Genomic DNA, 24,186 nt, shown 5'->3' on the forward strand with positions numbered 1-24,186 from the left:
CAGCCTTAAACTGGACGGGTGGGATTGCTTTTCCAAATTCTAGAATAAGGGGTAGTCGGCCGCGCGAGGCGGCTGGTATGCAAAAGGGCTGGTAGTATGAGCTCCTCAGCTGGACTGGTTAATTACAACTCTATGAATCAACCAACGGTTTCGAGCAACGGAACCGAAAATGCTCGTCATGAGCAATGCCTTCTCATACTGGATGGAAGGGCCTTGGACCGAGAATGCCTTGCATCGGCCCTCGTAGACCACGAACTCGGCATGGCGGTCGCCGCCATGGGTTCAATCGAAGAATGGCGCATGAAGAAGGGCTCAGCCCCTCCCCTGGTCGCCATACTCTTCAACCTTGGCGGTCGGAAGGCCGCCGATCATGCCACGGCAGACGAGATCAGGCGCATATCGTCTGAGTTCAAATCGATCCCCGTAGTTGTCCTGGCGGACAATGAGGACCTTGCACAGATATTGGCAGCTCTCGAATGTGGCGCACGAGGCTACATTCCGACCTCAGTCGGTATCGATGTGTGTGTCGAAGCGATCAACCTTGCTGCAGCCGGAGGTATCTTTGTCCCTGCAAGCAGCGTTCTCTCCATGCGGCATCTGATCGAGTCAGACAGCCGCGACACGCAGCCTTTGTCGAGAATGTTCACTCTAAGGCAAACCGAGGTCGCCCAAGCGCTCCGTCGCGGGAAGGCGAACAAGATCATCGCCTATGAGCTGAACCTGCGTGAAAGCACCGTGAAGGTGCATATACGAAACATCATGAAGAAACTGAAGGCGACCAACCGCACGGAAGTCGCCTACAAGGTCAACGATCTCTTCACGGAAGGAACTATGCGGAAGTGACGATCCCAAGTCGAGGGACCTCGTTGCAGTGATTGGAGCGGAGTGAAATTGCCTCCGGTCACCAGGCGGGCGGGATCAACCCGTTCTTGATGTTGGACCTACCGCGCCCGCCGGCGCGCCGCGTCAACACGATCCTGCTCAGCTGCAGTCAGCGCCTTTTTTTGTGCGGCGTGCACGAATTCGCAGACCGAGCGATGGTCGACCTTCAGGCCGCGTTTGCCAAATTCGGCCACCGGAAGCTAACCGCGCGCCGGGTTGCCGAAATCCGCTGATCAATCAAGGGCATTAGGGGAAGGTATGTCTGCCCACCCAGCTTACGGCTTCCTCGATCGTATCGAAATTCTTGTGCTGACCGCTCAGCAACCCGAAGCCTGTCTCGAGGAACCATTTGCCCTTTGTGGAGTAGGCTTCCTCGTCGATCCGAGTAAGGACTGCAACCAGTTGGTCGAATTTCCAGACCAGGAGCCCAGATTCTCCGCCCTCGACCGTTCCAATTCGGGCTTCGTTGAGCGAAAATCCAGGAGCAATTTTTGCGTTGCCCACCTTAATGCATCCCCTCAACTTCAAAGAAGGATAGTGAGATCTGTTAGCTTTGAATGGGCTGCTTCCGTATGTCTTCGCTGTAAAATGTCCCGACGAGACATACAAATTTTTGTTAGCAGATCGTCGGGCGAGTTCAAGCGCTTTCGCTCATGATCCACCGTTAGTTTTTCGCGAGAGAATTTAACTGCCAAAGAATTTGGCCTGCCCGAGCTGAGAGCCATGGCGAAATACTCGGGTTCCCGCAACCTGGAGGCGATCACATCGGATGAGTGCTCTCGAGAAAGCGGTACCCCTTTTGCGCTTCAATTAGCTCTTGCGGATCATGAGAGGGCTGAATTGCGATCTTTTCATTCCCTGACAGGCCATTGCCGGCGGAAGGAGTGAGCAAGCCATGATTCATCGCCCAAACTGCAGCCTGAGTACGGTTGCGGACCCGTATCTTTCGAAGGATGGCCTTGACGTGTACCTTCACCGTAGCTTCGGCGATGTTAATCTTGCGCGCGATGATTTTGTTAGACTCCCCTTCGATTAAAAAATGAAGAATATTCTTTTCACGATTTGACAAAACCGACAACTCTGTCTCCTCGTCCTCCGTTTTAAGAGCCACTTTTGCCAAATCATGTGCCGCATCATATTTCATGCTAGGCCAAATATCTTGAATAAACATCGACGTTTCTGCAGGCAGCACCGTCTGCCCAAGCATAACCAATTCGATGGTTTTGATGAAGGTTTCGCGAGCAGCGGCTTTTGTCAAATACGCGTCAGCTCCCGCACGAAAGGCTGAAACTATATCGTTCGATCGACAGTTATCGGCTAGCGCAACGACATGACTGGTCGGGTAAATTGCTTTAAAGTCTGCAATTTGTGCGAATCCAGCGTTGGCATCAGTACCGCCGACATCCATGATGAGCAAGATGGATCGGTTCTGGGGAAGTGGCTTCTGCAGAAGATCGTGAACACAGTCTGCAGAGGAAAGAATACGAAACTTTTCTGCATCGAGGATTCGAATAAGACCCTCTCGTAGTAACTCGCTCGTTCCCACAAGAACTGTTATAAAAGATTGTCTTGTCATCGCAGCCTTCCTCTGATCTGTGGCGCTCGACCTCTCTTATGGCCCGTTTGATGTACGAACCCGGCACTCCACGCGCCAACCGCCATGGTTTCTTTTCAGCCTATATTACCTTACGCCACGAAACCCCCATGCCAAGATACCCTCTTTAGGCGCCAAAATACCCTCTTTAGGCTTAGGGCAGCATCGTCGAGATCTATCCGGATTCTCAAACCCGAGACCCTCGATCGGGTTTGCGGCCAGGAGCCGTGGGTGGTGATCGGCCCGTTCTCCAAGGCTTGGACGATGAAATTGGAGATGGCCCAGCCGTCCTGCGATTGCATGTTGGGGCCGCAGGCGGTTCGAGACGCTCCGTCGATAGACCAATATTTCCGGTTCTTCGCTGCGTTCGATCGCCTTACCTCGTTTGCCCGTCAAAGAGGTTCTCCTGCGGCGCGGTAATCTGCTCATTGAACGAGTTCGTGCAAGGCGGTGTTTATCCCGAAGGAGTGCCCACAAAGGGATAGTTGTGCCGCTGGCGGTGAAGGGTCACGATAAGGCAGAGCCTTGCTCGGCTCGACCAGTTCGGGACGGGATGGCCACCATTGAAAAAGCGAAAGACACACGCCATGGCCATGGATACAAAATACAACTCCGAACCCGTCACTTCCTCCTCGTCGCATTTGGCCCGGAGCGGCATGAAAGGCGTCCTGTTTGTCATGGGGCTCTCTGGCGTCGCCGCCTTGGGAGCGGGCGCGATCAAAAACTGGAAGGCCATCGAGGATGTCTCCGGACCCGTGATGCAGAAGGTCGAGGATGTCTCCGGACCCGTGATGCTGAAGGTCGGGGAGGTCTCCGGAACCTTGGCACAGAAGGTCGAGGATATCTCCGGACCCGTGATGCTGAAGGTCGAGGAGGTCTCCGGAACCTTGGCACAGAAGGTCGAGGAGGTCTCCGGAATTCTGGCACAGAAGGTGTCTGCTGCTATCGACAGCTGGCAAGATCAACCGGCCCAAGCCACGGCCGAACCCTCCCGCGCGATCGTGCCGTTGGCCGCCGCTCTGATCGAACCGAGCGCCGCGCCTACCGTCCTCAGTACCGAGCGCTCCAAAACTCTCAGCACGGGACCGGATGCGTCTACCGCAGCGTTGATCGAAAGGAGCGCCGCCCCTGCCGTCGCCACCAATTCCGAGCGCTCCAGAACGCTCGGCATGGCGCCAGACGTGCCAACAGGAGGCCTGTTCGGCGTCGGCGATCGCCTCAAGGTCGCGTTCTACGAGCGAGTCGACGTCGAGGAAGACAAGTGGGCGGGCGCGTCCTCGGCCTCGGCGCTGGCCGGCATCCTGCAGCGTCCGGAACTGAGCGGCGAATATACTGTCCAGGAGGACGGCACGATTTCCGTGCCCTTGCTTGGCTCCATTGCGGTCGCCAACCGGTCGGCGCAACAAGTACAGGCCGACTTGGTGGAAACCTTCGAACAACTGCTTGGCCGCAAGGGGCTGGTCAACATCGTGTCGCTGGAGCGCTCGCCCATTTACGTGCTGGGGCCGGTCAAGAATCCAGGCTCGTTCAAGTACGCGCCCGGCATGACGATCCTACACGCGATCGCGCTCGCCGGCGGACTGAACCAGGGCCAGAGCGAGCCGTGGCAGAAGATCGAAGCCGTGCGTGAAACCCAGAAGCGGAGCGGGGCGATCGATGCCATGGTGAAACTGCTCGCGCGCGGGGCGGTCCTAGAGGCCGAGCGCGACGGTACGGCGCCCAAGATCCCGTCCCAGTTGCTGGAATTGGCCGGCGCGGTCGAAGCCGCCAACCTCGTCAATGAGCAGAGCGACCGTCGTAGTGCCCTCGCCATGGCCCGCAAGTATCGCGAACGCGCGACCCTGACTGCGCTGGAGGCGGCCAAGCAGGATGTCGTCGCGTATGGACACATGGAATCGCTCGACGAACTCGTCAAGCTGCGCCAGGAGCGCGTCAACAGTATGCGCACGCTCGTGGACCGCAAAGTTCTCAACGTGACGATGATGGACCAGGCCCAGAGCGAGTTGTCCGACGCGGAACAGCGTCGGCGGGACGCCCGCAACCAGTACGCGAGCGCCAAGCAGCGCGTCGCTTCGCTGGAGGCTGAGGTGTTGCAAACCCGTGCCGACCTCAGGAACGATCTGGAGGTCGAGCTTGAGACGACGGAGAGCCAGATCGCGGCCAATGTACGCGATTTGAACGCCAGCGAAGGCATCCTGTACACGTTGCCGGTGACCCGCGCCCAGTTTGCGGCCCAGTTCGCGACGAACGCGAACAGGGTGACCTATCAAATCGTGCGGCAATCGACAGCCGGGCCGGTCAGCATCGAGTCCGCCGGGATGACCCTGTTGCGGCCAGGTGACCTCGTCAACATCATCGTGGGCGAAAGCCAACCAGGAGAGCCAGCCGGTTCGCCGGTCCCAACCTCGTCGCCGACCGGCGACAGCTTGCCGGCCGCGAGCACTCTCAACGACGTAGGGCCTGGCCGCGTGCTGGCGGATCAGGTGACTAGTCCGAATTGATGCCTGGCAAAGGATTTTGCCCTGGACATGGCAATTCGCCTCCGGCGGCCGCAACGCTAGTAATCCAGGGCGCGTCCCGCTGGAATCATAACGTGGGGCGTTGGCGAAGTATTTAGCCAATGGCACGGCGCCGAAGACCGAAGCTGCCCTCTCTAGCGACGGCCTTAGTCGTTTGTTTTTGGCCTTGCTTCAATGTTTTGGCCTGAAACTATTCTATTGGCAAAGTATTTGAAAGATGGGGGCATGTCAGAATCTGGCGACATCTCGGTTGTCGATGCGAAGCGCTATCGTGTTGCTTCAGACAAGCCTGCCATGCCTCAGGATACGGTGATCGACGTTAGCGTGGAGGTCTTGCAGAACATCGCGAAACTTGAGACCGATTGGAAGGAGCTCGAAGCGCGAGCAACTCACTCATTCTATCTGTCCTGGCTTTGGATCGGAACTTGGCTGCGGCATCTCCCGGCGGGGGCGCAACCCCACGTTTTAGTCGCTCGGACGTCAAGCAAGATCGTCGGCCTGGCGATTATTTGCCGGCGGAGGGCGTGGAGTTTCGGGCTGCATGCACGAGCGCGTTGGCTGCTCAATGAAACCGGAGACGTTCATTTCGATCGATTGTTCATCGAGTACAACAATATTCTTGCGGAGCGATCCTTGGCCGATGCCACCAGGGTGGCATGCCTCGAGGCTCTGGCACATCACTTGCGCTACTCCGACCAGCTGGTGCTCTCCGGAATTGATCGGGACTTCGAATTGGCCGCTTGCCGCACCGCGGGTCGGGCTGGGTTCCTTACCGAGGTCAAAGCGGAAGATACGGCACGGTGGATTGATTTCGCCAAAGTCCGGCAGAAAGGCGGAAATTACCGCGCCACATTGGGCCGCAATACTCGCCAAGCGGTAAGCCGTGCCATGCGGTTATATGCGGAACGCGGCCCCATTGAGTTCCGGACGCTGGAAGCGACATCGGAGGCGCTCGCCGCGTTTGATTTGCTCGCCGAGCTTCATCAGGCGCGGTGGAGACACAAGGGATCCTTTGCCAATCCGAGCTTCCGTCGGTTTCACGAGGACCTCATTGCGCGCGGAGTTCCCACGGGGACCGTCCGCATCTCACGGACGCTGGCTGGGGACCAGACAATTGGAGTCTTGTACAATTTCGTGCATGACGGCCGTGTTCTCAACTATCAAAGCGGCTTTCTGTTTGAGCGCGACGGCCGGCTCAAACCCGGGCTTGTCAGCCATGTGCTGGCCATTGAGGACAGCTTCGGACGCGGGGAGCGCGGCTACGATTTTCTGGCAGGCGCAGCCGGGCACAAGTCACACCTGGCCAATGCCGAGCATCCTTTGACGTGGATCGCAATAGGCAGAGACAGTCCAGAGCGCCGCATCGAGGCAAAGCTGCGCGGTGCCAAGCGGGTGCTAGGGACCATTGCCACTCGCATGAGACAGGCCGCGGCTTGAAGTGTCGAGCAAAATAGGAGTTGCCACTTTGTATCAAGTTTTTTGGGCAGGCTCTTGGACCATCGATCGGCAGGTTCGGCAGGCGAGGACAAAGGAGAGGTTGGATTTGTCTAATCTATGTTTCAGCGTGGCGGAATTGGTAGACGCACCGCACTGTTGATGCGACGCCGGAAGGCTTGTAGGTTCGACTCCTACCGCTGGAGCCATAGATTCCAAGTGGCCACGTAGCCACCATGGCCGATCAATCAGTCAGAAGAGGTAATCCGAATTGGACCTTAACTGACGGTGGCATCGCAAGCGAAGCGGAGATTGCTTTGATCTGACGCATTCCGCATCCAAGTAAACTGCTCTTTGGCCAGCAGCCTTACTCGTCAGAGCAGGAGATCAATGGGGCGCGAGTTCATCGTCAAGATAGGTGTCAAGATAAGTTCGGCCGTTTCGCCTCCGAAAGACCCCTCGCGAGCAGCATATCTGGGTCTTTATAGCACATCCATACATCAAAATATCCACCAGCCGCTCCTTGCTTTCGCTCTTACGTGATTGTTTCATCGGGATTCCGCATGAACGAGCGTTCCCAGCGATCGGGATCCACGTATGACTTCTGAGTGCTGCCCCGTGCTCGACTTTATCCAATTTTCCGGCGCGGGCGGGGACGATCGCCATGGCGCATTTGGCGCGAACTGGAATTTTCACGCTGTCTCGGCTCGGCCGGGACGTCGATCAATTCGACCCAGATTCGGCGTCAGTCAGCCTCTTGTGGAGCCGGCACCGCCCCCCTCAAACTCTTTGGATAAAGTCGGGCTGAGACCCGGGATCATAATGCCGGTTCTCGACAAAGATGGTTTGGAGGTCCTGGCATTCATGCTCGATGCTGAGCAGAACGTCATCCGCGAGATAGGCGTTTGCCTCAACGAAGAGGAACGTCGGCGCGCCGAGGGGTTGAGACTGGAGCCGGACCGCCGCCGCTTTGAAGCTACCCGTGGGCTGCTGCGCCGGCTCCTCGCCTCCAAACTGGGAATCTCGCCGTCCGACATCGAACTGGAATATGGACGCCTGGGCAAACCCCACCTCTCGCACCGCATGCCTGCTCGCGATTTGCGCTTCAGCGTCTCACGATCCGGAGATGTCGCGGTCGTCGCCCTTTCGACCAGGGAGGAGGTCGGGGTGGACATCGAGGCAGTTGTGCCGGTGCCCGAAGCGGACGAGATCGCAGCGCTCTGCTTTTCCGCCTCCGAATACGGGTCCTACACCGCCCTTGCTCCGCAAGACCGGCTGGAAGGCTTCGTCCGGCGCTGGACCCGGCTGGAGGCTATCTCCAAGGCCTTGGGATGCGGTTTAGGACAGCCCCTTTCCTGGGAGGAAAGGGATTGGGCTGTCCATAGGTTCGTACCGAAACCCGGGTACATCGGGACCGTGGCAGTCCGGAATTGAGTGGTAGTCCGGAATTGAAATGTCGGCGATGCCATCATTCACCTACGATGCACTGCGGATAAGCGAGGAGGTCAACCAACTCGAGAGGCCCTATGTCGGCGGACTTGATGCAGATCCCGGAGCTTCTCGCAGACCTCGCGGTCAAGGACATCAAGGTCTGGGTAGAGGGCGACCGGCTGCGCTGCAACGCCCCAGTTGGCGCACTGACTGCCGAGTCTTCCGACCAGTTGCGTAACCGGAAGGGCGAAATCATCGCGTTTCTGAACATGGCCACGGCTGCAGCCCGGCAACAGCCAGCAATCATTCCCCTGCAGTCTCGCGGAACACGCACGCCCATTTATGCCGTGCCCGGGCATATCGGGGCGCCCTTCTCATTCTCGGACCTGTCGAAGCACCTGGGTGGCGATCAGCCGTTCTACGCACTCCAACCGTCTGGCTTCGATGGGCAGAGCGAACCGATGGAACGCGTCGAAGATATCGCGGAGTATTTCGCCCGCCAGATCGTCGCATATCAGCCCACCGGTCCGTACATCATCGCCGGTTACTGCTCCGGCGCTGCAACCGCTCTCGAGCTGGCGAAAATCCTGCGTCAACGCGGAGCGGAGGTCCCGTGCATGGCGCTCTTTGGCCCCCTACACCCCATCATCTTTAAGGAATTGCCGCGTCAGCTATATTTCTTTGCCAGTCGCACCGCCGATTCATTTCTGCGAGAGATAGCAAAGCTGCCGACATTCGGCGCTCGTCTCCGGTATTTCGGCAGGCGTCTCGGGAACCTTGGCGGGCACGTCGGCGCCCTCGTGACCCCCGTTCGCAAAAGCAAAGAGCCTGTCACGGCAGATCCGGTGCTGGCGAGCAGAGCTCGACTCAAATCCACGGCGATCACGGCTTTGCGGCGGTACATCCCCGCCCCGTATTCGGGTCGAGTATGCATATTCCTTCCGAACAAGGCTTGGATGCGATCGGGTGCGGCGCCGCGCCAATGGCTTCGAGTGATGCCCCAAGCCGAGTTTTATTTCGGGCCCGAGGACTGCAACGATAGCCGTATGCTGGAGGAGCCGGACGCACCTGCCATCGCAGAGCTCTATCGCCAGGCAACCCGAAGGGCTGAGCGATTGACGTGATTGATTTTTGATTTCTGCAATGGAGAGCGTATCTCATGAATGAAGTCCTACCTATCGTGGCGAAGGGCGTAGCACTTCCCCTGCCGAAAGATGCCGATCATCAGGCGCTGGTTGTCGAGTACAACGCCACGGCAGCGCCCTACCCGTCGGACAGGACGGTCATCGATCTCTTCCGCGACCAGGCGAGGCGTAGTCCCAACGCCGAAGCGATCCGTTTCGGTGACGCAATGCTGACGTACCGGCAGCTCGACGAACGCTCCAACCAGATGGCCACGCATCTAAGCTCGACCGGCGCTGGGCCAGGTCGGATTGTCGTTGTGTTCATGGAACATTCCATTGAGGTCGTCGTCGCGATCTTGGGCGTCCTGAAGTCCGGCGCGGCCTATGTGCCGGTGGATGCGGCAACGCCCAAGGGGCGTCTCGCAACAATCCTGAAGGAAATTGCCAACGGGACCGACGGGCGGGCGCCGGTGGCGATCACACAGGCGCGCCTTCAATCCGTCATGTCCCCGAACCTTGCAGACATTTTCGTGCTCGACGCCGATTTCGGGCCGATTTTGACTCAGCCGGACTCGGCCCGACCATCCGCTGCCACTCCGGACAGCGCCGCCTATATCATTTTCACCTCCGGCTCGACCGGCACGCCCAAGGGCGTGGTGATCGAGCACCGGAGCCTGGTGAACTACATCTGGTGGGCCGCTCGGGTATACGGTTCCAGCGAAGGTGACGCATGGCCCCTTTTCTCATCCCTCGCCTTCGACCTGACCGTTACCACGCTCTTTACGCCACTCGTCACCGGCGGCCGCATCGTGATCTATCTCGGTGATCCCGGAGTCCAGAGCATGGTCGTGCTCAAGGTCATCGACGACAATGCCGTCGATATCATGAAGCTGACGCCGGCGCATCTCGCGATGATCCGCGACCGCAATCTCGAGACCACAAGGCTGCGCAAGTTCATCGTGGGCGGCGAGGACTTCAAAACTGAATTGGCTCGCGATATCACGAACGCCATCCCCCACCCCATCGAAATCTACAACGAGTACGGACCAACCGAAGCCACGGTTGGCTGCATGATTCACCGTTTCGACATCGACCGGGATCAATCCGCATCGGTGCCGATCGGCGTTCCGGCCGCCAATGCGGGCATCTACGTCCTCGACAAAGCACATCAGCCCACCGCCTCCGGCACCATCGGTGAGATGTTCATTGCCGGCGACGGTCTCGCGAGAGGCTATTTCAATCGCCTTGACCTGACCGACGAGCGTTTCCTTACGGTCCCCGATCCTCGAGATGGGTTTTCGAAGCTGCGGCTGTACAAGACGGGGGATCTCGCCCGCTGGAACTCGGAAGGGCGCCTGGACTTTCTCGGCCGCGCCGACCATCAGGTGAAGATTGGTGGCGCACGTGTCGAGCTGGGCGAGATCGAAGCGCGGCTTCTCAAGCATCCACACGTTCAGGAATGCGCTGTCATCGCCATCGCCAACTCGACGACGACGCCAGCGACACCAACGATCGTCCAAATGGGCGATATCGAACCGCCAGCGGCCGAAGACGGCATCGCGCGACTTGTGGCTTACTATGTCTCGTCGAAACCCCTGACCGTCGCGGACCTGCGCGCGCACCTCGCCGAAGAACTCTTAGGATCCATGATTCCGACGCACTATGTCTGCCTCGAACGGATGCCGCTCACGTCCAACGGCAAGATCGACCGCTCGTCGCTTCCCGAGCCGATCGCGGAAAACTTCCAGGCTGCGCAAGAATTCGCCGCCCCGTTGACGGAGACCGAGAAGACGCTGGCCGCGCTGTGGTGCGATCTCCTTAAGGTCGAGGCAATCGGCCGTCGCGACAACTTCTTCGGTCTGGGCGGGGAATCGCTCCTGGTGATGCGGGCGGTGTCGCGCATGCGGAAGATCTTCGGCGTCGACGTGCAGCTTCGCAACCTCTTTGAGCGCCCGACGCTCGCCGAACTGGCGGAAGTGATCGACGGAATGCGTTGGATGGCAAATTCCAAAGGCTCCCCACTCTCGGAGGGACCGAGAGAGGAGGTCGAACTCTAGCTTGCCGGAATGCCCCCGACCTTGGGCACCAATCCAGGCGGTGCCCTTGCATTGGACGCATGCAGAGCGGATGAAGATGATGGACAAAGCTTGGGTATCGGCACGAGAACCCGGACTGCCTTGGGTGGCGGCGGAATATGAGCTCTTGCGCGACCAAGTGCGCCGGTTCGTGGATGAGGAAATCAAGCCGTGTGCGGATCTCTGGGAAGAGAACGGATTCATTCCTCGTCCGATCCTGCGCCGCATGGGCGAACTCGGCTTCTTCGGCATCCGCTACCCTGCCGAGTACGGTGGTGCCGAGATGGACGCGGTCGCATCAACGGTCTTCGCCGAGGAGCTCGGGCGCTCGACCTATGGCGGCGTCGCCGATGCAATGCTGGTCCATGCCGACATGGCTTCCTTGTATGTCTTTCACGACGGCACCAAAGCCCAGCGGGCGCGCTGGATGCCGGGCATTATCAGCGGCGAGGTGATCACCGCGGTCGCCATAACGGAGCCGGATGCGGGCTCGGACGTGAAGGCCATCCGCACGCGTGCGCTGCGAGATGGCGACTCCTATGTGCTCGACGGTACGAAGCTCTACATCACGAATGGCGTCCACGCGGATCTCTACTGCGTCGCAGCCAAGACTGATCCCTCGGCAGGAAGCCACGGGATCACGATGTTCCTCGTCGAAAAGGGGACGCCAGGCTTCAGTGTCGCCCGCGAGCTGGACAAGCTCGGCTGGCGCTCCTCCGATACGGCGGAGCTCGTCTTCGACGGTTGCCGCATCCCCGCCGAGAACGTGCTCGGCGCGGAGGGACAGGGCTTCTACTCCATAATGCGCAACTTCCAGAATGAGCGCCTTGTTCTTGCAGGTATGGCGATAGGGATGGCCGAGGCCGCGATCGATATGACCCTCTCCTGGGTAAAAACGCGCCGCGCATTCGGGGGCGTCCTGTGGGACATGCAGGCGATCCGTCAACGTCTCGCGATGCTCTCTGCGAAAGTGGAGGCAAGCCGTGAGTTTCTCTATGCCACCGCTTGGCGCATGGCGGCGGACGACGACTGCCTGCGCGAAATCTCGATGTTGAAGGCCATCTGCGGCGAACTTGTCAACGAGGTGTTGTATGCATGCGTGCAGTTCCACGGCGCTATGGGCGTTATGCGAGAGAGTCCGATCGAGCGCATAGCGCGGGATGCACGCGTCCTATCCATCGCCGGCGGCGCGACGGAGGTGATGCTGGAGGTGGTCGCGTCGTTGTCGTGAGCCCAATGGGGACATCGCTCCCTGGCGTTGATTGTAGGAGGGCTGCGTTAAGGGCTCTTCGGACGGCGGGCAGGTTGATGGGGTCTTTCGGCTGTTTTTCCCAACCGCTCTCAGGCGGCGCTGAGTGGTATGAGCACCTGTCGATGCAGGCCCCGCCAGGAGCCACGTCACGTCTGGAGCGCCGATCCGGCGCCCACCGACGGCTTGCAGCTGCTGCGCCGGCCCGTCCCGCCGCTCGCCGCTTCATGCATGTCGCGCAAAAGTGTGCAGCGGTTTTGCGATAACGACATGCATGAAAACAAAGGCCTAAAGTGCGTCGCCTGAATCCGCTCACAGTACACGACTCATTGGGTTTTGATGGTCTTAGGGAAAGCGCTGAGCCATGCGGTTAGCGCGTTTTGGGGTGAGAAGTTGATCCATGCCCTGAGGGCGTCTAGTCCGATGCGGAACCATGACTTTTCGCGTCGGCCGTGGGCCTTTCGCTTGATGGCCTTCATACCCATGGTTTGGGTTGCACATCGATAGGCCCATGTGATTGCGATGGCGAGAATGGCTGTCAGGGTATCGATCTTGTCTGGCGCGGTCATTCTGGTGTCTTCGATGTTGAAGCCGCGGGTCTTGGCATCGCCGAACAGGCATTCGACGGCCCAACGGCTCTTGTAGGCTATGATGGCGGCCTTGGCGTCCTGGCTGTTGGTCATGACGATGAGCCATTCGCCCTGCTGGCCTTTTCTGCCGTCGATCCATTTGGCAGCGAAGGATAAACGGACGGATGCAGCCGGCAGGCCGGCCTCAAGCGTCGTGACGCTGCGGCTCTTGCGGCGCTTTCTCAGCAGGGTCTGGAGTGTCCAGAGCTTTCCATCGGCCAGGGCGACGCACTGGCCGACCTTGACGCGAATGGCAAACGGGACCTTGTTTTGCATCAGGAATTTGACCCAATCGGCGCCGATGAACTCGCGGTCGGCGAGCAGCAGTTCGATCGAAGCCGCGCCGAACAGGTCGAGATAGCGCCGCATCAACTCGATGCGCTGGTGCGTGTTGCTGTTGCCCTGGTGGTCGAGCACCGTCCACAGCAGCGGTACGCGAAAGCGTCGCGTCACGATGGCCAGCATGAGAATGTTGATGTCCTTGCAGCCGACCTTCCAGCTGGTGCGGTCGAGCGCCAGGCATTTGGGCCGCGACAGGTTCAGCATGCGCACGACGAGCTGCGCGACGAGCGCCTGATCCAGCCGGATCGACTGGAAGAAGCGCTGCAGGCGGCGATAGTTCGACCCGTGTTGCGCGGCCCCCGGAAACTGGCTCGCCACATGGCTCAGACTGACCGTGCGGCCTTGAACCATGCCGATGATCAGAACCGCGAGTGTTTCCAGGCGCGAATTGCGCAGTGCAAAATGACGGCTTAGGGTCTCGATGAGGGCGGTGTGAATCGTGATCGGCATCGGCGGATCCTTTTGGCGAAGAATCCTCCAATCAAATCACTTCAAGCCGTCCTCACCCTTGCGTCGTGTACTGTGGAATCCGCTTCGGCGCGACGCGCTTTAGTTCCTGCTCCGGTCTGTCGAGCGGTGCGTAACGCTCACCTTCGTGTCGTCACGCCTCAATGCTGTCGGTCCATGCTCAGGCGGTAGACCTGAACGTCGGTCACCTCCAGTACGAGCGTTGCCGGGGTCGAACTGTCGTAGGCCGTGTGCCAGCCAGACGCGCTGCTGTTGGCGATACTCAGACTAATGAGCAGGGTCATGGCACCGGCCGGCACGTTCTTAGTGACGGTTCGCTTGAGCACACCATCGAAATAGAACTTGATTGACACGCCCGGTATGTACTCCATGCCCCAGACGTGATAACCGGCCGACAGGTCCACACCAGCATCAAAGAACCGCTGCTCGTTGGTGGCAGCCAACAAAGCGTTTGCCAGCACTGCGTTGGCCGACACGGAGCTGCTGAGGAACCCGCCCTCCTGCGTGTCGATCTCGGCCCCGCCCTCGAGATGCCAGAAGCCTGGCCATCCGCCAGTGCTGACGTCCGGTTGCTTCATGCGTATCTGGGCGTAGCCACCGGCAAACGTGAACTTGCCGTGCGTGCAGATAGCGCCCGACTTCCACGTGTACCCCGCGAACCGGTTGCTTCTCGTCGCAACGATCTTCAAGCCTGATGGACCAGTGCTGATCTGAGCCGGGTCGAAGTACTCGGCGTCGAACCCGCCAGCGTTCATCGCGGAGTACGGCGACGGCACGCTCTGCTGCCAGATACCGTTCTGGTCCGCGATCGCAGGTATCCACTTCGTGGAATCGAGCGAGTGCCCGGTGAAGGTATCCTCGAATATCAGCTGACTGGTAGTGTACCCAGCTGGCGGGGGCAGCGACGACCCACCGCCTCCACCACTCGTGTCGCACGAGACGATCATGAGCGTTATCAATGAAATGTACTTCGAGATACTTTTCATATGCCCCCCTCGTAACGAGGGCTTGACCAGGATGCGATTGCAATGGTCACCGCCGCTCACCAATCCTAAAGCGAAATGACGAGGACCGGATAGTCGACCGTGACCAAAAGAGGATACCTCGACTATATTGCGGCGCGGCAGATGGGCCTCGATGCGACCATGGGGCCACGCCAGCCGGTGATGCGAGGAAGTGCTCCTGATGTTCGTAGTTGGGAAACCTCCGGCTTGTGGCGGTGGCGGCATTATCCAGCCAAGTGGTCTTGGGGCGGCGTGTCGATGCTGATCTTCGGGGTGGTACCTCTTTAATTCCGCAATCAGACCTTGATCGAGTGATAAGGTCTGCAAAACTGAACGAAGATCGTTGTGATGCCGCCGTCCGAGTCGCCCCCTCCGAGCGGGCCCCTCGACAAGCCACTGGCAATAAATCCTGCACCGGTGTCATTGGATGGTTCCTGAATGCTCATAGTTTTGCTGAGAGATTCGGGCTATCAAGCTGTATGTGCTGACCGCCAAGCTCGGCCTGCAGCGTCTTCCGATTTTCCACCGCGCCTATCTTGCGCTTTATCCCCTCTACAAAAGGTATTTTGAAGCAGGCCCGATCGATCAGCTCAGGGAATTCGTGCCAGGCGGATCGCTGGTCATCGACGTCGGCGCCAATGTCGGCTTCTTCACGCTCCGCTTTGCCGAATGGGTCGGCGACAGCGGAAAGGTGATCGCCATCGAGCCGGAGGATCAGAATTACAGCGGCCTGATTTCCGCGATCGAGCACGCAGGGTTCCTTGGCCGCGTTGAGGCGCTGAGGGCGGTCGCCGCCGCCGAGCCCGGCACGACCTTTCTCGAAATCAACCCGCTTTACCCGGCCGACCACAAGCTTTCCCGGAACGGCGCCGGTCACCGCCGTGACGCTCGACGGGCTGCTTGCGGACAAGGGACCCCGGCGCCCGGCGCTCGTGAAAATCGATGTGCAGGGTGCCGAACTGCTGACGCTTCAGGGCATGATCGAGATCCAGAGGTTCGCCCGGCCGGCCCTGTTCGTCGAACTTTCCGACCAGGGATTGAACAAGTTCGGGGCGGTTTTGGTAGTCCTGCGCCTCTTGTCGGATAACGGATACGAGGGATACTTGCTGACCCGGACCGGGCGCCGAAAGGCAAGCCAATCCGAGATCGAGGCCAGAACAACCGGAACCAAATCTGCCGATGTGCTGTTTCTTCCTGACAGGCCGGCGAACAGCGCTTCGCACAGCGCCTTGAACTGAACGCCGTTCGTTAGCCTCTTTCGGAAACCGGCTTCCCCGCTGCGAAGCTTCGTCGTACTTCTGAGTGACGGAGGAATCGTCCGAGAATTTCATCGCGACTTCCATGGCGGCCTTGGCAGCGCCTTGGTAAGGTAGCGCTGGATGTTGGTTTCCCGGTCGCGCTTGCTCGCTCACACTTGCTGGCTCAGGGATCCTTGCTGGCTCAGGGATCGCCTCGAATTGCGCCCTCTGCTGGTCATTCAGCGTGGCATAGAATCCTCAAGCGCGGCGCGCACCGATTTGACGCCATTCAGCATCACATCAAACCGCTTGCGGACCCCAGCCCTTCGCGCCGGCGACGTCATCACATCACTTTCGGCAATTGAAGCTTCGACCGCGTCGCTCAGGCTTGCGCGTTCGAGCATCTCAAGTGCGTCCGCACAACGCGATCCGTCTTTCAAGTCTGGAGCGGCGACGGGGGCGATTCTTCGTGCACGAGGCCGGCGGCAGAACCAGATTTTATGGCGAAGGCCAAAGTCAAGGCCGCGCACACGCCCTCGATGCTGGTGGCGAGCGTCCAGCCCAGAACCAGGCCTTCAAGTCCACCGAGCCTCGCTCCAGCTATCACCAAGCCCAGCTCCAGCAATCCGCCAAGCGCGAACCAGGGAGATGCCTTGCGCATCCTGTCGCCCAATCGCGCCAGCGTACAGGCATGAAATTTAAGCGCTGTTCCCAGCAGGCTGAAGCCAAGGAAGCGCAGGCTCGAACCGGCGATTTCAGCATAGGCCGGATTGAAGACCGCAAGGATCCTCTGCGAATAGGTGAAGATGAAAACGGCGCAGACCAGCGAAAAAAGCAATGACGCCATAACCGATACAAGGATGTCGTGTCTGGATTGTTTCGGGCTCGCTCTCACCACGGGGAACAGGACTGTAGCCATGGCCGCGGGAATCAACGAGGCGATGGTGACCAGCATCCATAGGGATACGAAAGCGGCATTGATGGCCGGAGACAGGAGAACGAGCACAACGTAGGGCATGATGATGCCGGGAGCCTGCAAGGCCACGTCGAGCACGTAATGGTCGAAGACCTTGCCCCGCAGCGTACGGAGCAGTTGGAAATCGGGAGACCCAACGAGGCGACGCGCACCGCCCCGGGTCAACAGGTCCACGCCGATGATGGACGCCAGAAGACCGGCCACCCAGCTCAGAAGAAGCGCGGTATGGGAGGTGTAGCCGCCAACCGCGGCGGTGGCGATCAGCATCAGCTTCAACGTGCAGAACAGCACTTGCCGGATCATCCTGCTGGTGGCGCGCAGGGTGCCCAGGAACGCCTGGTCGACCAAGATGGCGAGAACGGTCAGACCGCAGCCGAGGACGAACACAACACCCACGAACCAGCCGCCGATCAGCTCGGTAGAGCTGCTGAAACACGCATGCCCGAAGACGAACAACAGGGCCAGCCCGACCCCCAGTGTCACCCCGACGCACGCTGCCGCGGCCACCAGGCCGCGTTCCTTGCCGGGATTCCGGACGATCTCGCCCACCAGCATGGTCCCGATTCCTGCCTCGCCGAGCGTGCCGATAAGCCCCATCACGGACAGGAGGGCAGATGTGTAGCCGATCACCTCCGGCGGGAACAGCCGCGCTGCAAGCCACCAATAGACAAACCCGAGACCGGCCGCTGCAACCGTTCCGGTTGCCATGGCGCCGGAATTCATCACGAACGCGGCGCTCTTTCGAAGCTCTCGGCGCACGCGAGCAACGGCCGTCCAGGAGTGGTCTACCGACGTCATTGCTATCCCGAACCTTGCTGTGCCGGCACCGCGGATCTTCCGGGGGCTGGGCGCAGGACGTCCCGGTACACCTGCTCGATCCGGTTCACGACCACTCCGGCCTTGAGGCGCTCGATCCGGGCGAGGCCTGTCGCCTCCAGGCGGGCGAGCAAGGCGCGGTCCTCGATAAGTGTCTGCATTGCGCTGGCGAGGGCGCGCGCGTCACCGCTCGGCACGAGAAGGCCTGTTTCGCCATGATCGACGATATCCGGCATGCCGCCGATGTCGGTTGCAACAACTGCCTTTCCGGACGCCATCGCTTCCATGATCACTGTCGCGCAGGCTTCTGGCCCCACCGACGGCAGCACGCCGAACAGTGAGCGCCGCCACGCATGCATGATGGCGGAATGCGGCCACATGCTGAAGACTCGAACGTTCGGCGGAAATTTGGTTGGCGTATCGGCGACCTGGCGCCCGATCAGGACAAGTTGTGGCGCCCGCTCCAGACTGGCATAGGCCTGCAGGAGAACGTCAATGCCCTTGAGGCGCGTCAAGTCACCGACGAACAGGATGAATCCATCCCCGGGAAGCTCCCGCAGGCAGGCATCTTCTGGGCCAAGCACCCCGACATCGTCGGGCACGAAGTTGGGGATAACGTCGTAAGGGGCGTGGCCTTGGGTGAGTCCGTTGTGACGGGCCACCGCGTGGCTCACCGCGATAAAGCGGTCCACCACGCGCCGAGCGGCGAAGCTCGACGCCCAATTACCCAAGGTGGTCACAGCTGCCTTCACCGCTCCGTAATGCCCAGTGGCACAAGGCAGGCACTTGGCCGCCGCGGGGCCACTGCAGAGCTGGGCGCCCAAGTGCATGAAGTTCTTCTTCGCGCAGACAAGGCCGTAATCATGGAACGTAACCACGAGGCGTGCCCCACTCAGACCTTTGAGCGGCAGGAAGGACGCGTAAATCCAGTTGTGGGCGTGAACGATGTCCGGCTCCTCCTGGGCTACCAGCCGCTTCAGGGCAAGCACCAGTTCGGGATCCGGGAAGGGCGGCGCATGGCGGCGCTCGGGATCGGCGTGAAGGCCCGACAGACGCTGGAGCGTGCCGCGCAGGCGATGCACGCGGACCGCGCCGTCAAGCTCAGTTTCGGGCGATCCGGGATGCATCGAGGTCCCGACGCTGACATGATGGCCCCGCCGCGCCAGCGCCGCGCCCAGATTGCGGACGTGCCGCTCCTCTCCCCCGATTACCGGAGGATAGAATTGCGATAGCAGCAGGATGCGCATGATCGAGCCTTCATTTCAGAAGCGCGGCACTAGCGTCGAAACGCTGCGATACAGCCGGTTGTCTTGCGGTCGATAGAGCCGGGCTTCGGCCCTCTGGCGGATTGCTGCGGCGGGCACTGGGATTTCTCGCGCCCAAGTATCGCCCGGCGCGACGGCGACCGATCGGAAAACGGCGAACGGTTGCCCATCAAGGGTGATTTCCACGTCGAACCGCTGAGTTTGGGTCTCGGCGCTCCTGATGCCAACCGTGATCCGGTCGCGCTCGCCACTGGCTGATGGCAACAACCAGAACTCGGTGTATTTGAATTCCCGGTGGGCCGCTTCGTCTCTGACGGCAAACGCATAGGCCCCGGTCGCCACAAGCACCGCCAGCATGAGCACGGCCCCCTGCCAAACCCGGACCCGCGCCAGAGCCGGCCAAGCTGGCAGATCGGGAGTGTCGCGGCGGACGGCGGCCACCAGTGCAGCGGCGGCCGTCACGATCCAAAACCACAGCGCCCAGCCGAGCGGCGTCAGGAAGCCTGCGGCGTTCAGTGCAAAGCCTCCAACGATGCCGACGGCGAGGCTTGCTCCGACCGCGTAGACGATGTGTTGCAACGCGGAGGTCGTACTGACGCCGATGGCCCGCAACACCGTGTGGCCCGGGACGAGGAACACCACGGGTGCGCCCAGGGCAACTCGGAGGAGCGCGCTGTCGCTGAAAGCAACGGCCGCCACCGCGGCCCCCGCCCAAAGGTATGCGGCCAGAAGGTCCCGCTTGCTAATGGTTCTCATGCAATTCCCTCACGTCGTAGATGACGATCCACCCATTGTCGTAGATGCGGGTGACGCCCTTGACGTCATTGAACTTAAGGAGCGCTGCACCCGAGAGCGGCGTTCCCTGCCGCCGTTGCCACGGCTGAAAGTAAAAGCCGAGCACTGGCGGAGCCGTGCTCAGGCGCCGGTCAACCAGCAGGAAATCGATGTTGCTTTCCGCCAAAGCCCAAAACTCCCCTGGCCCCAATGTCTCGCCTTCGAATATGCTCGCGGAATCGATGCCTTCTCTGATCTTGACCCTGACGTCCTGCCGGCCGTAGCTCGCAAGCAGAATGCTATTGATGCGGTCGGAGATGAAGCGGTTGCCGGCACCGAGCCATTCCTTGGCCCAGCGTGCCGTTTCGATCCCCATGGGCTCGATTGATTCCTGATCGGCCGCCACTCTATAGCGCCCATCGATCGGATTGATCGTGGAGCTCGCGACGCCGCCCAGGACGATGACCGCCAGAGCACCGGCGGGCGCGATGCGGCGCCACCCGCGCGGCGCGCGGCCCTGCCAGAAGTGGACGATGCTCACCGCGACGACCAGCCCAACGCCGATGAACACGAACGTTCCCATGCGGTTGCCGATTTCCCATCCGGTGGCGGTCAGTCGGAAGGCCACAGAGATCGGGAGCCCGAAGGCCAGCAAGGTGAGGAGCAGGAGGCGGCTGTCACGCCAGCGGCATTTGAGAATGTCCCGGATCGGAAGCCAACCCGGCCGCGCACCACCGAGCGCTGCGATGGCGAGTGACCGAAAGAATCCCGTTGACAGTCCGAGTGCCAGCAGCAGGAGCGCCAGCAAGGTGGTCAGTTGCAGGTAGAAGGCCTTGGCCGGCGCTTGAAGATGTTCCGACGCCGGGGTGGCGGTGCCAAGGATCATGCTAAGCAATGACTGGAAGCCGGCCCCGATCACCGGACCGAGATAGCCTGCGAGAGGGATGCCACGGAACTGCATCCACAGGAGCGGCAGGGCTATGGCCAGGATCGCCGTGAGACCCACGCCGATCCTGGCCTCAATCCGCATGGGATCGTGACGGCGCAAAGCTTCGAGACCCGCCAGCGCTCCGAAATAGATGGCGGCGAAGGCGGCCGAGACGTGATGTGTGACCGCGAGGCTTGCCAGCAGCAAGGCTATCAGCCCCAGCGACTTGAGCCTCAGTCTCCCGACGAGATCCTTGGACGCCGCTTCGACCGCGAAAGCCAGCACACACAGCACGATGCCGAGGCTCTGGTAGGAGAAACTTGAGTCGAACAGGAAGAAGGTTGAGCAGCCCATGTAGGCCAGACAGGCGATAGCCGCGATACGCGGCGATCCGACGATGCTTTCGAGGAACAGAAACAGGGCACCGATGAACGTGCCCTTGAGGATGGCCAATAGGAGCATTCCCGCCACTAACAAGGGCAGTCCCGTCAGATCGACGATCGCCGTCGTCACGATTTCCAGGGCGGGATACGTTGGCCCGATCGGGAAAAGCGGGTTGGGCAGAAACAGCCGGCGAGCAGTGATGAGATCTTCGGCTGCGATCCAATGCAAGAACTCGTCGTAACCGCTGAAGCTCGTCGGGGAATAGACCTTCTTGCAATAGAACAGAGCTTCGACAAGCAGGAACAGGAGGAACAGGCGCTCACCTCGGGCTGTCGTCGGCCAAGCGATGCGGAGGCTGATCGGAACGACCAGGAGGACCATACCGGACCAAAAGAGCGCGGGCGCCACGTCATAGGCCCGGCGCCCGGCTGCGTGCCCGGCCACGACCAGGAGCAGAGCCGTGGCGACGGTCAGGCACAGTATCGCGATCCAACCGTATTTGGCCTGTTGCGGCGGGGCATCGGCGCTGCCGCCGTGAAGATCGGGACCGATAACGGCCGATAAAAGCCGTATCCCGGCCTGGAGTGGTTTGATCCTGGTTCCCGCGGTGAAATGAGCCTGCGTCATCAGCATCATACCCTCGTCGCGGGAGGCCAGGATGTCATGCCGCCAGGGGCCGAGCGAACCGTGGATCGGCTGCTCAGGACATCACAATAAACGTCGCTCAGTGCTTGCGCGCAGGCATCCCAGTCGGGCAGCGCCAAATCCGGGATCTCCCGATGGGCCTCCAGTTCCTCGGCCATGGCGGCGGCCAGCTCTCGCGGATCGGCGTTGCGCGGAATCGCCCGGCACAGGCCATTGGCGGCCAGCTCCCGCAGACCGGACGTGTCGCTGACGAGGACCGGACGGCGCAGCGACAGGGCTTCCATCACGGCCACCGGATGGGCTTCGTATTCGCTGAACAGCACGAACAGCGCGGCACTCGCCAGTAGATCTGCCATTTCCTGCCGCTCCGAGGCGCGGATACCAGCAATTGTGACCCGCCTCTCGAGGCCGAGCGTCGCGACGAGGCGCCGCAATTCTCCCTCGTACGGGCCAGTACCGACGATGTGCAGTCGCACGTCCGGTACCCGGCGGATCAGTTCGGGCAAGGCTGCGATCGCCCGGTGATGGCCCTTATAGCGCTCCAGCCTGCCGCCCGAGACGATCAGGTGCGGATCGACCTTGACGCCGGGGCTCGGAGCCGGCATCGCGGCGCCGTTCGGGATGACGACAAACCGCTCCCGCGGCACGCCCATCCTCCGGCTGAAGAAGTCGGCTTCGAATTCGGAGACGCCGATCAGCCGCGCGGCCCGGGCTACCAGCGGCCGGAGCAGCATATGCTGGGTGCTGCGTATGGCGTTGCGCAGCCGGGAGGAATGCCCGCCGCTGTGGAAGGTCAGGACGAACGGCAGCTGCCCGCGGACGGCCGCGAGCAGTCCGATCGGGACCACGAAAGTGCTATAACCCTGGAAGTGGATCAGGTCCCAAGCCCCGCGCCGGATCGCGGTATAAATGCCGGGTGCCACATAGAGGTCCAGTTCCCTTGGCCAGGCCGGCACGCGCCGTACACGCATGCCGCGCACCTCCTCCTCAACCGGCAGCTCCCCCGAGGGATCGGTAGTGAGCACGTCGACCGCGTGGCCACGCGCTGCCAAGCGGGGACCGACTTCCTGGATGTGAGTTTCAGTGCCGCCCATGAAGGGGTAGCAGCGAGCGGCAACCATCAGGATTCGCATCAGGCTTACCCGCCATCATCACAGGCTGTCGCGCCCCGCCCGTGTTGTTGGTACACCCACTCACGCAAGATGGTCTTGAGGACGCGCCAGCCGTCTGGGATGGCGCGCAGATGGCTCACACCGCTGATGCGCGGAGCCTCGAAACTCGCCACCTCGACGATATTGAGGTGGTTCTTCAAGGCCCGCACGTTGATGAGGGTCTCGATCTCGAACCCGTCGCAGTCGCAATTGAGCGTGCTGACGTGCTTGGTCCAGAAGGCGATGTATCCGTAGCATAGATCGGAGAACCAACCGCCATAGAGGAGCCGCACGAACAGGGTCAGCCCCCTGTTGCCGAACATCCGGAACAGCGACATGTCGTCGGTGCCGGCGCCCTGGATAAAGCGTGAACCCTTGACGAGATCCGCGCCGGCCATCAGCGCACTGACAAAGACGATCGCCTCCTCCGGGACCATGGAGCCGTCAGCGTCCAGCATGACGATGATGTCGCCTGTGGCGGCCCGGAATCCGGCCTGCAGTGCGGCGCCCTTGCCCCGCCGGGGCTCCATGACAACCTTCACGTCCTCGCGTAGGCGGCGCGCGACCGCGACGGTGTCGTCGGTCGAACGGCCATCCACGATGATGATCTCGTGCGCCCAGTTGGGGATGCGCGGCAGAAGCCAAGGGAGGTTCTCGGCCTCGTTGAGCGTCGGCACGATGAAGCTTACTCGGGGCAGAGCCAGCGATTGCCGCAGCCCGAACTTAATTGGGTCAGGCGGCGATACGGCACTGACGGGGGTGAGTACACTGGAGAGACCGGCATTCATGGCAGCGCTGCACGGTCGAGCGATGGGCCGCAGGGGGCGGGCTGGAAACGCGCCAAGACTGCCGACAGGCGCCCGGCGCGATGATGGGCCGAAGGATAGGTTCCGGAAAGGAACCGACACAGAATTGCAGCCACGCCCCCGGGTGCAACTGTTCTAATCATACGCAGACTCCCAGACATGCTGAAAAGATCAGATGAAACAAGAACGTGAGTTAAGTGAGCATTGCTGATGGGACCCCGCAATGGAAGCTCCAATAGATGGTTAGAAAGCACCATAGGTGATTAGCTCTTTGTGGTTATCCCTTCAGGTTAGCTCGGGGCCAAGCAACCAAGGCAGATGGCACGGTGGCGGCACGATCACCTTCACCAGTTGCGTCGTCAGCGCTGCCAGACGTGAGGAACCGACAGCAGCGCGATGCCTTCACGCCAGCGAGGACAATCATCGACCTGCGGCCGGGATCCCGGGCGACA

Annotated in this window: 18 protein-coding genes, 1 tRNA gene and 2 pseudogenes; 9 read left to right on the plus strand and 12 right to left on the minus strand. The window is 60.8% G+C overall.

The features are described 5' to 3' along the window. The first annotated feature begins 132 nt into the window (after nucleotides 1–132). A complete protein-coding gene (locus FJ430_RS29780; RefSeq protein WP_226891962.1) occupies nucleotides 133–843 on the plus strand; it encodes a response regulator transcription factor in 711 nt (236 codons plus the stop codon). 285 nt (nucleotides 844–1,128) lie between these two features. On the opposite strand, the gene FJ430_RS29790 is transcribed toward FJ430_RS29780, so the two are convergent. From FJ430_RS29790 to FJ430_RS29800, 3 genes and pseudogenes are all read right to left on the minus strand, one after another. Further along, nucleotides 1,129–1,386: a hypothetical protein gene (locus FJ430_RS29790; RefSeq protein WP_181167072.1), complete on the minus strand. Its 258-nt coding sequence runs from the start codon at nucleotides 1,384–1,386 to the stop codon at nucleotides 1,129–1,131. A gap of 256 nt (nucleotides 1,387–1,642) precedes the next feature. Next, nucleotides 1,643–2,458, minus strand: coding sequence for a LuxR C-terminal-related transcriptional regulator (locus tag FJ430_RS29795; protein WP_140653930.1), 816 nt, complete (start codon nucleotides 2,456–2,458; stop codon nucleotides 1,643–1,645). Between the two features lie 221 nt (nucleotides 2,459–2,679). Continuing rightward, nucleotides 2,680–2,787: pseudogene (locus tag FJ430_RS29800) on the minus strand (SDR family NAD-dependent epimerase/dehydratase); the annotation flags it as partial. Nucleotides 2,788–3,063: 276 nt separating this feature from the next. Here FJ430_RS29800 and FJ430_RS29805 point away from each other — a divergent pair. The 7 genes from FJ430_RS29805 to FJ430_RS29835 all read left to right on the plus strand — a co-directional run bounded on the left by FJ430_RS29805 (nucleotide 3,064) and on the right by FJ430_RS29835 (nucleotide 12,290). Continuing rightward, the gene (locus FJ430_RS29805) at nucleotides 3,064–4,977 is read left to right on the plus strand and encodes a polysaccharide biosynthesis/export family protein (RefSeq protein ID WP_226891964.1); all 1,914 of its coding nucleotides are present in this window, start codon (nucleotides 3,064–3,066) and stop codon (nucleotides 4,975–4,977) included. A 243-nt stretch (nucleotides 4,978–5,220) separates the two neighbouring features. Continuing rightward, nucleotides 5,221–6,432 carry a GNAT family N-acetyltransferase gene (locus tag FJ430_RS29810; RefSeq protein ID WP_140709005.1) on the plus strand — a complete coding sequence of 404 codons (1,212 nt, stop codon included), beginning with the start codon at nucleotides 5,221–5,223 and terminating at the stop codon, nucleotides 6,430–6,432. Nucleotides 6,433–6,553: 121 nt separating this feature from the next. Continuing rightward, nucleotides 6,554–6,638, plus strand: a tRNA-Asn gene (locus tag FJ430_RS29815). A 613-nt stretch (nucleotides 6,639–7,251) separates the two neighbouring features. Then, entirely contained in the window at nucleotides 7,252–7,863 is a 612-nt protein-coding gene (locus FJ430_RS29820; protein ID WP_226891972.1) for a 4'-phosphopantetheinyl transferase family protein, read from the plus strand. A 92-nt stretch (nucleotides 7,864–7,955) separates the two neighbouring features. Further along, nucleotides 7,956–8,984, plus strand: a complete 1,029-nt coding sequence (locus FJ430_RS29825) for a thioesterase domain-containing protein (RefSeq protein ID WP_140709000.1) — start codon at nucleotides 7,956–7,958, stop codon at nucleotides 8,982–8,984. Nucleotides 8,985–9,019: 35 nt separating this feature from the next. After that, entirely contained in the window at nucleotides 9,020–11,041 is a 2,022-nt protein-coding gene (locus tag FJ430_RS29830) for a non-ribosomal peptide synthetase (protein ID WP_140708998.1), read from the plus strand. Nucleotides 11,042–11,111: 70 nt separating this feature from the next. Beyond that, nucleotides 11,112–12,290, plus strand: a complete 1,179-nt coding sequence (locus FJ430_RS29835) for an acyl-CoA dehydrogenase family protein (RefSeq protein ID WP_140708996.1) — start codon at nucleotides 11,112–11,114, stop codon at nucleotides 12,288–12,290. A 344-nt stretch (nucleotides 12,291–12,634) separates the two neighbouring features. On the opposite strand, the gene FJ430_RS29840 is transcribed toward FJ430_RS29835, so the two are convergent. Continuing rightward, the gene (locus FJ430_RS29840; RefSeq protein ID WP_226891974.1) at nucleotides 12,635–13,729 is read right to left on the minus strand and encodes an IS4 family transposase; all 1,095 of its coding nucleotides are present in this window, start codon (nucleotides 13,727–13,729) and stop codon (nucleotides 12,635–12,637) included. 158 nt (nucleotides 13,730–13,887) lie between these two features. Next, nucleotides 13,888–14,733: a family 16 glycosylhydrolase gene (locus FJ430_RS29845; RefSeq protein WP_181167090.1), complete on the minus strand. Its 846-nt coding sequence runs from the start codon at nucleotides 14,731–14,733 to the stop codon at nucleotides 13,888–13,890. A gap of 619 nt (nucleotides 14,734–15,352) precedes the next feature. On the opposite strand from FJ430_RS29845, the pseudogene FJ430_RS29850 reads away from it, so the two are divergent. Further along, nucleotides 15,353–15,989, plus strand: a pseudogene (locus FJ430_RS29850) (FkbM family methyltransferase). A gap of 239 nt (nucleotides 15,990–16,228) precedes the next feature. On the opposite strand, the gene FJ430_RS29855 reads toward FJ430_RS29850, so the two are convergent. Genes FJ430_RS29855 through FJ430_RS29885 form a run of 7 tightly spaced genes read right to left on the minus strand, consistent with a single transcriptional unit; the run spans nucleotide 16,229 to nucleotide 23,716 of the window. Beyond that, nucleotides 16,229–16,393: a hypothetical protein gene (locus FJ430_RS29855; protein WP_181175553.1), complete on the minus strand. Its 165-nt coding sequence runs from the start codon at nucleotides 16,391–16,393 to the stop codon at nucleotides 16,229–16,231. A gap of 32 nt (nucleotides 16,394–16,425) precedes the next feature. Further along, nucleotides 16,426–17,763 carry a hypothetical protein gene (locus FJ430_RS29860; RefSeq protein ID WP_140659332.1) on the minus strand — a complete coding sequence of 446 codons (1,338 nt, stop codon included), beginning with the start codon at nucleotides 17,761–17,763 and terminating at the stop codon, nucleotides 16,426–16,428. A gap of 2 nt (nucleotides 17,764–17,765) precedes the next feature. After that, complete coding sequence (locus tag FJ430_RS29865) at nucleotides 17,766–19,028, minus strand: glycosyltransferase family 4 protein (protein ID WP_140643753.1); 1,263 nt, start codon at nucleotides 19,026–19,028, stop codon at nucleotides 17,766–17,768. A gap of 15 nt (nucleotides 19,029–19,043) precedes the next feature. After that, complete coding sequence (locus tag FJ430_RS29870) at nucleotides 19,044–19,802, minus strand: DUF1616 domain-containing protein (RefSeq protein WP_140659330.1); 759 nt, start codon at nucleotides 19,800–19,802, stop codon at nucleotides 19,044–19,046. Then, on the minus strand, nucleotides 19,789–21,765 hold the full coding sequence (locus FJ430_RS29875; RefSeq protein WP_140709933.1) for a hypothetical protein: 1,977 nt from the start codon (nucleotides 21,763–21,765) through the stop codon (nucleotides 19,789–19,791). Before FJ430_RS29875 ends, FJ430_RS29870 begins: the two co-directional genes overlap by 14 nt. Continuing rightward, nucleotides 21,765–22,910, minus strand: a complete 1,146-nt coding sequence (locus FJ430_RS29880) for a glycosyltransferase family 4 protein (RefSeq protein WP_140643747.1) — start codon at nucleotides 22,908–22,910, stop codon at nucleotides 21,765–21,767. Before FJ430_RS29880 ends, FJ430_RS29875 begins: the two co-directional genes overlap by 1 nt. A gap of 5 nt (nucleotides 22,911–22,915) precedes the next feature. Further along, nucleotides 22,916–23,716, minus strand: coding sequence for a glycosyltransferase family 2 protein (locus tag FJ430_RS29885; protein ID WP_140709935.1), 801 nt, complete (start codon nucleotides 23,714–23,716; stop codon nucleotides 22,916–22,918). Nucleotides 23,717–24,186 lie beyond the last annotated feature (470 nt).

It is taken from the genome of Mesorhizobium sp. B2-8-5 (genome assembly GCF_006440675.2).
Classification (GTDB): Bacteria; Pseudomonadota; Alphaproteobacteria; order Rhizobiales; family Rhizobiaceae; genus Mesorhizobium.

What these genes read in the sequence shown, in the direction of transcription:
- FJ430_RS29780 (WP_226891962.1), top strand. Translation starts at nt 133, where the DNA reads ATGAATCAACCAACGGTTTCGAGCAACGGAACCGAAAATGCTCGTCAT.
- FJ430_RS29795 (WP_140653930.1), bottom strand. Translation starts at nt 2,458, where the DNA reads ATGACAAGACAATCTTTTATAACAGTTCTTGTGGGAACGAGCGAGTTA.
- FJ430_RS29805 (WP_226891964.1), top strand. Translation starts at nt 3,064, where the DNA reads ATGGCCATGGATACAAAATACAACTCCGAACCCGTCACTTCCTCCTCG.
- FJ430_RS29810 (WP_140709005.1), top strand. Translation starts at nt 5,221, where the DNA reads ATGTCAGAATCTGGCGACATCTCGGTTGTCGATGCGAAGCGCTATCGT.
- FJ430_RS29820 (WP_226891972.1), top strand. Translation starts at nt 7,252, where the DNA reads ATGCCGGTTCTCGACAAAGATGGTTTGGAGGTCCTGGCATTCATGCTC.
- FJ430_RS29825 (WP_140709000.1), top strand. Translation starts at nt 7,956, where the DNA reads ATGTCGGCGGACTTGATGCAGATCCCGGAGCTTCTCGCAGACCTCGCG.
- FJ430_RS29830 (WP_140708998.1), top strand. Translation starts at nt 9,020, where the DNA reads ATGAATGAAGTCCTACCTATCGTGGCGAAGGGCGTAGCACTTCCCCTG.
- FJ430_RS29835 (WP_140708996.1), top strand. Translation starts at nt 11,112, where the DNA reads ATGAAGATGATGGACAAAGCTTGGGTATCGGCACGAGAACCCGGACTG.
- FJ430_RS29840 (WP_226891974.1), bottom strand. Translation starts at nt 13,729, where the DNA reads ATGCCGATCACGATTCACACCGCCCTCATCGAGACCCTAAGCCGTCAT.
- FJ430_RS29845 (WP_181167090.1), bottom strand. Translation starts at nt 14,733, where the DNA reads ATGAAAAGTATCTCGAAGTACATTTCATTGATAACGCTCATGATCGTC.
- FJ430_RS29855 (WP_181175553.1), bottom strand. Translation starts at nt 16,393, where the DNA reads ATGCTCGAACGCGCAAGCCTGAGCGACGCGGTCGAAGCTTCAATTGCC.
- FJ430_RS29860 (WP_140659332.1), bottom strand. Translation starts at nt 17,763, where the DNA reads ATGACGTCGGTAGACCACTCCTGGACGGCCGTTGCTCGCGTGCGCCGA.
- FJ430_RS29865 (WP_140643753.1), bottom strand. Translation starts at nt 19,028, where the DNA reads ATGCGCATCCTGCTGCTATCGCAATTCTATCCTCCGGTAATCGGGGGA.
- FJ430_RS29870 (WP_140659330.1), bottom strand. Translation starts at nt 19,802, where the DNA reads ATGAGAACCATTAGCAAGCGGGACCTTCTGGCCGCATACCTTTGGGCG.
- FJ430_RS29875 (WP_140709933.1), bottom strand. Translation starts at nt 21,765, where the DNA reads ATGCTGATGACGCAGGCTCATTTCACCGCGGGAACCAGGATCAAACCA.
- FJ430_RS29880 (WP_140643747.1), bottom strand. Translation starts at nt 22,910, where the DNA reads ATGCGAATCCTGATGGTTGCCGCTCGCTGCTACCCCTTCATGGGCGGC.
- FJ430_RS29885 (WP_140709935.1), bottom strand. Translation starts at nt 23,716, where the DNA reads ATGAATGCCGGTCTCTCCAGTGTACTCACCCCCGTCAGTGCCGTATCG.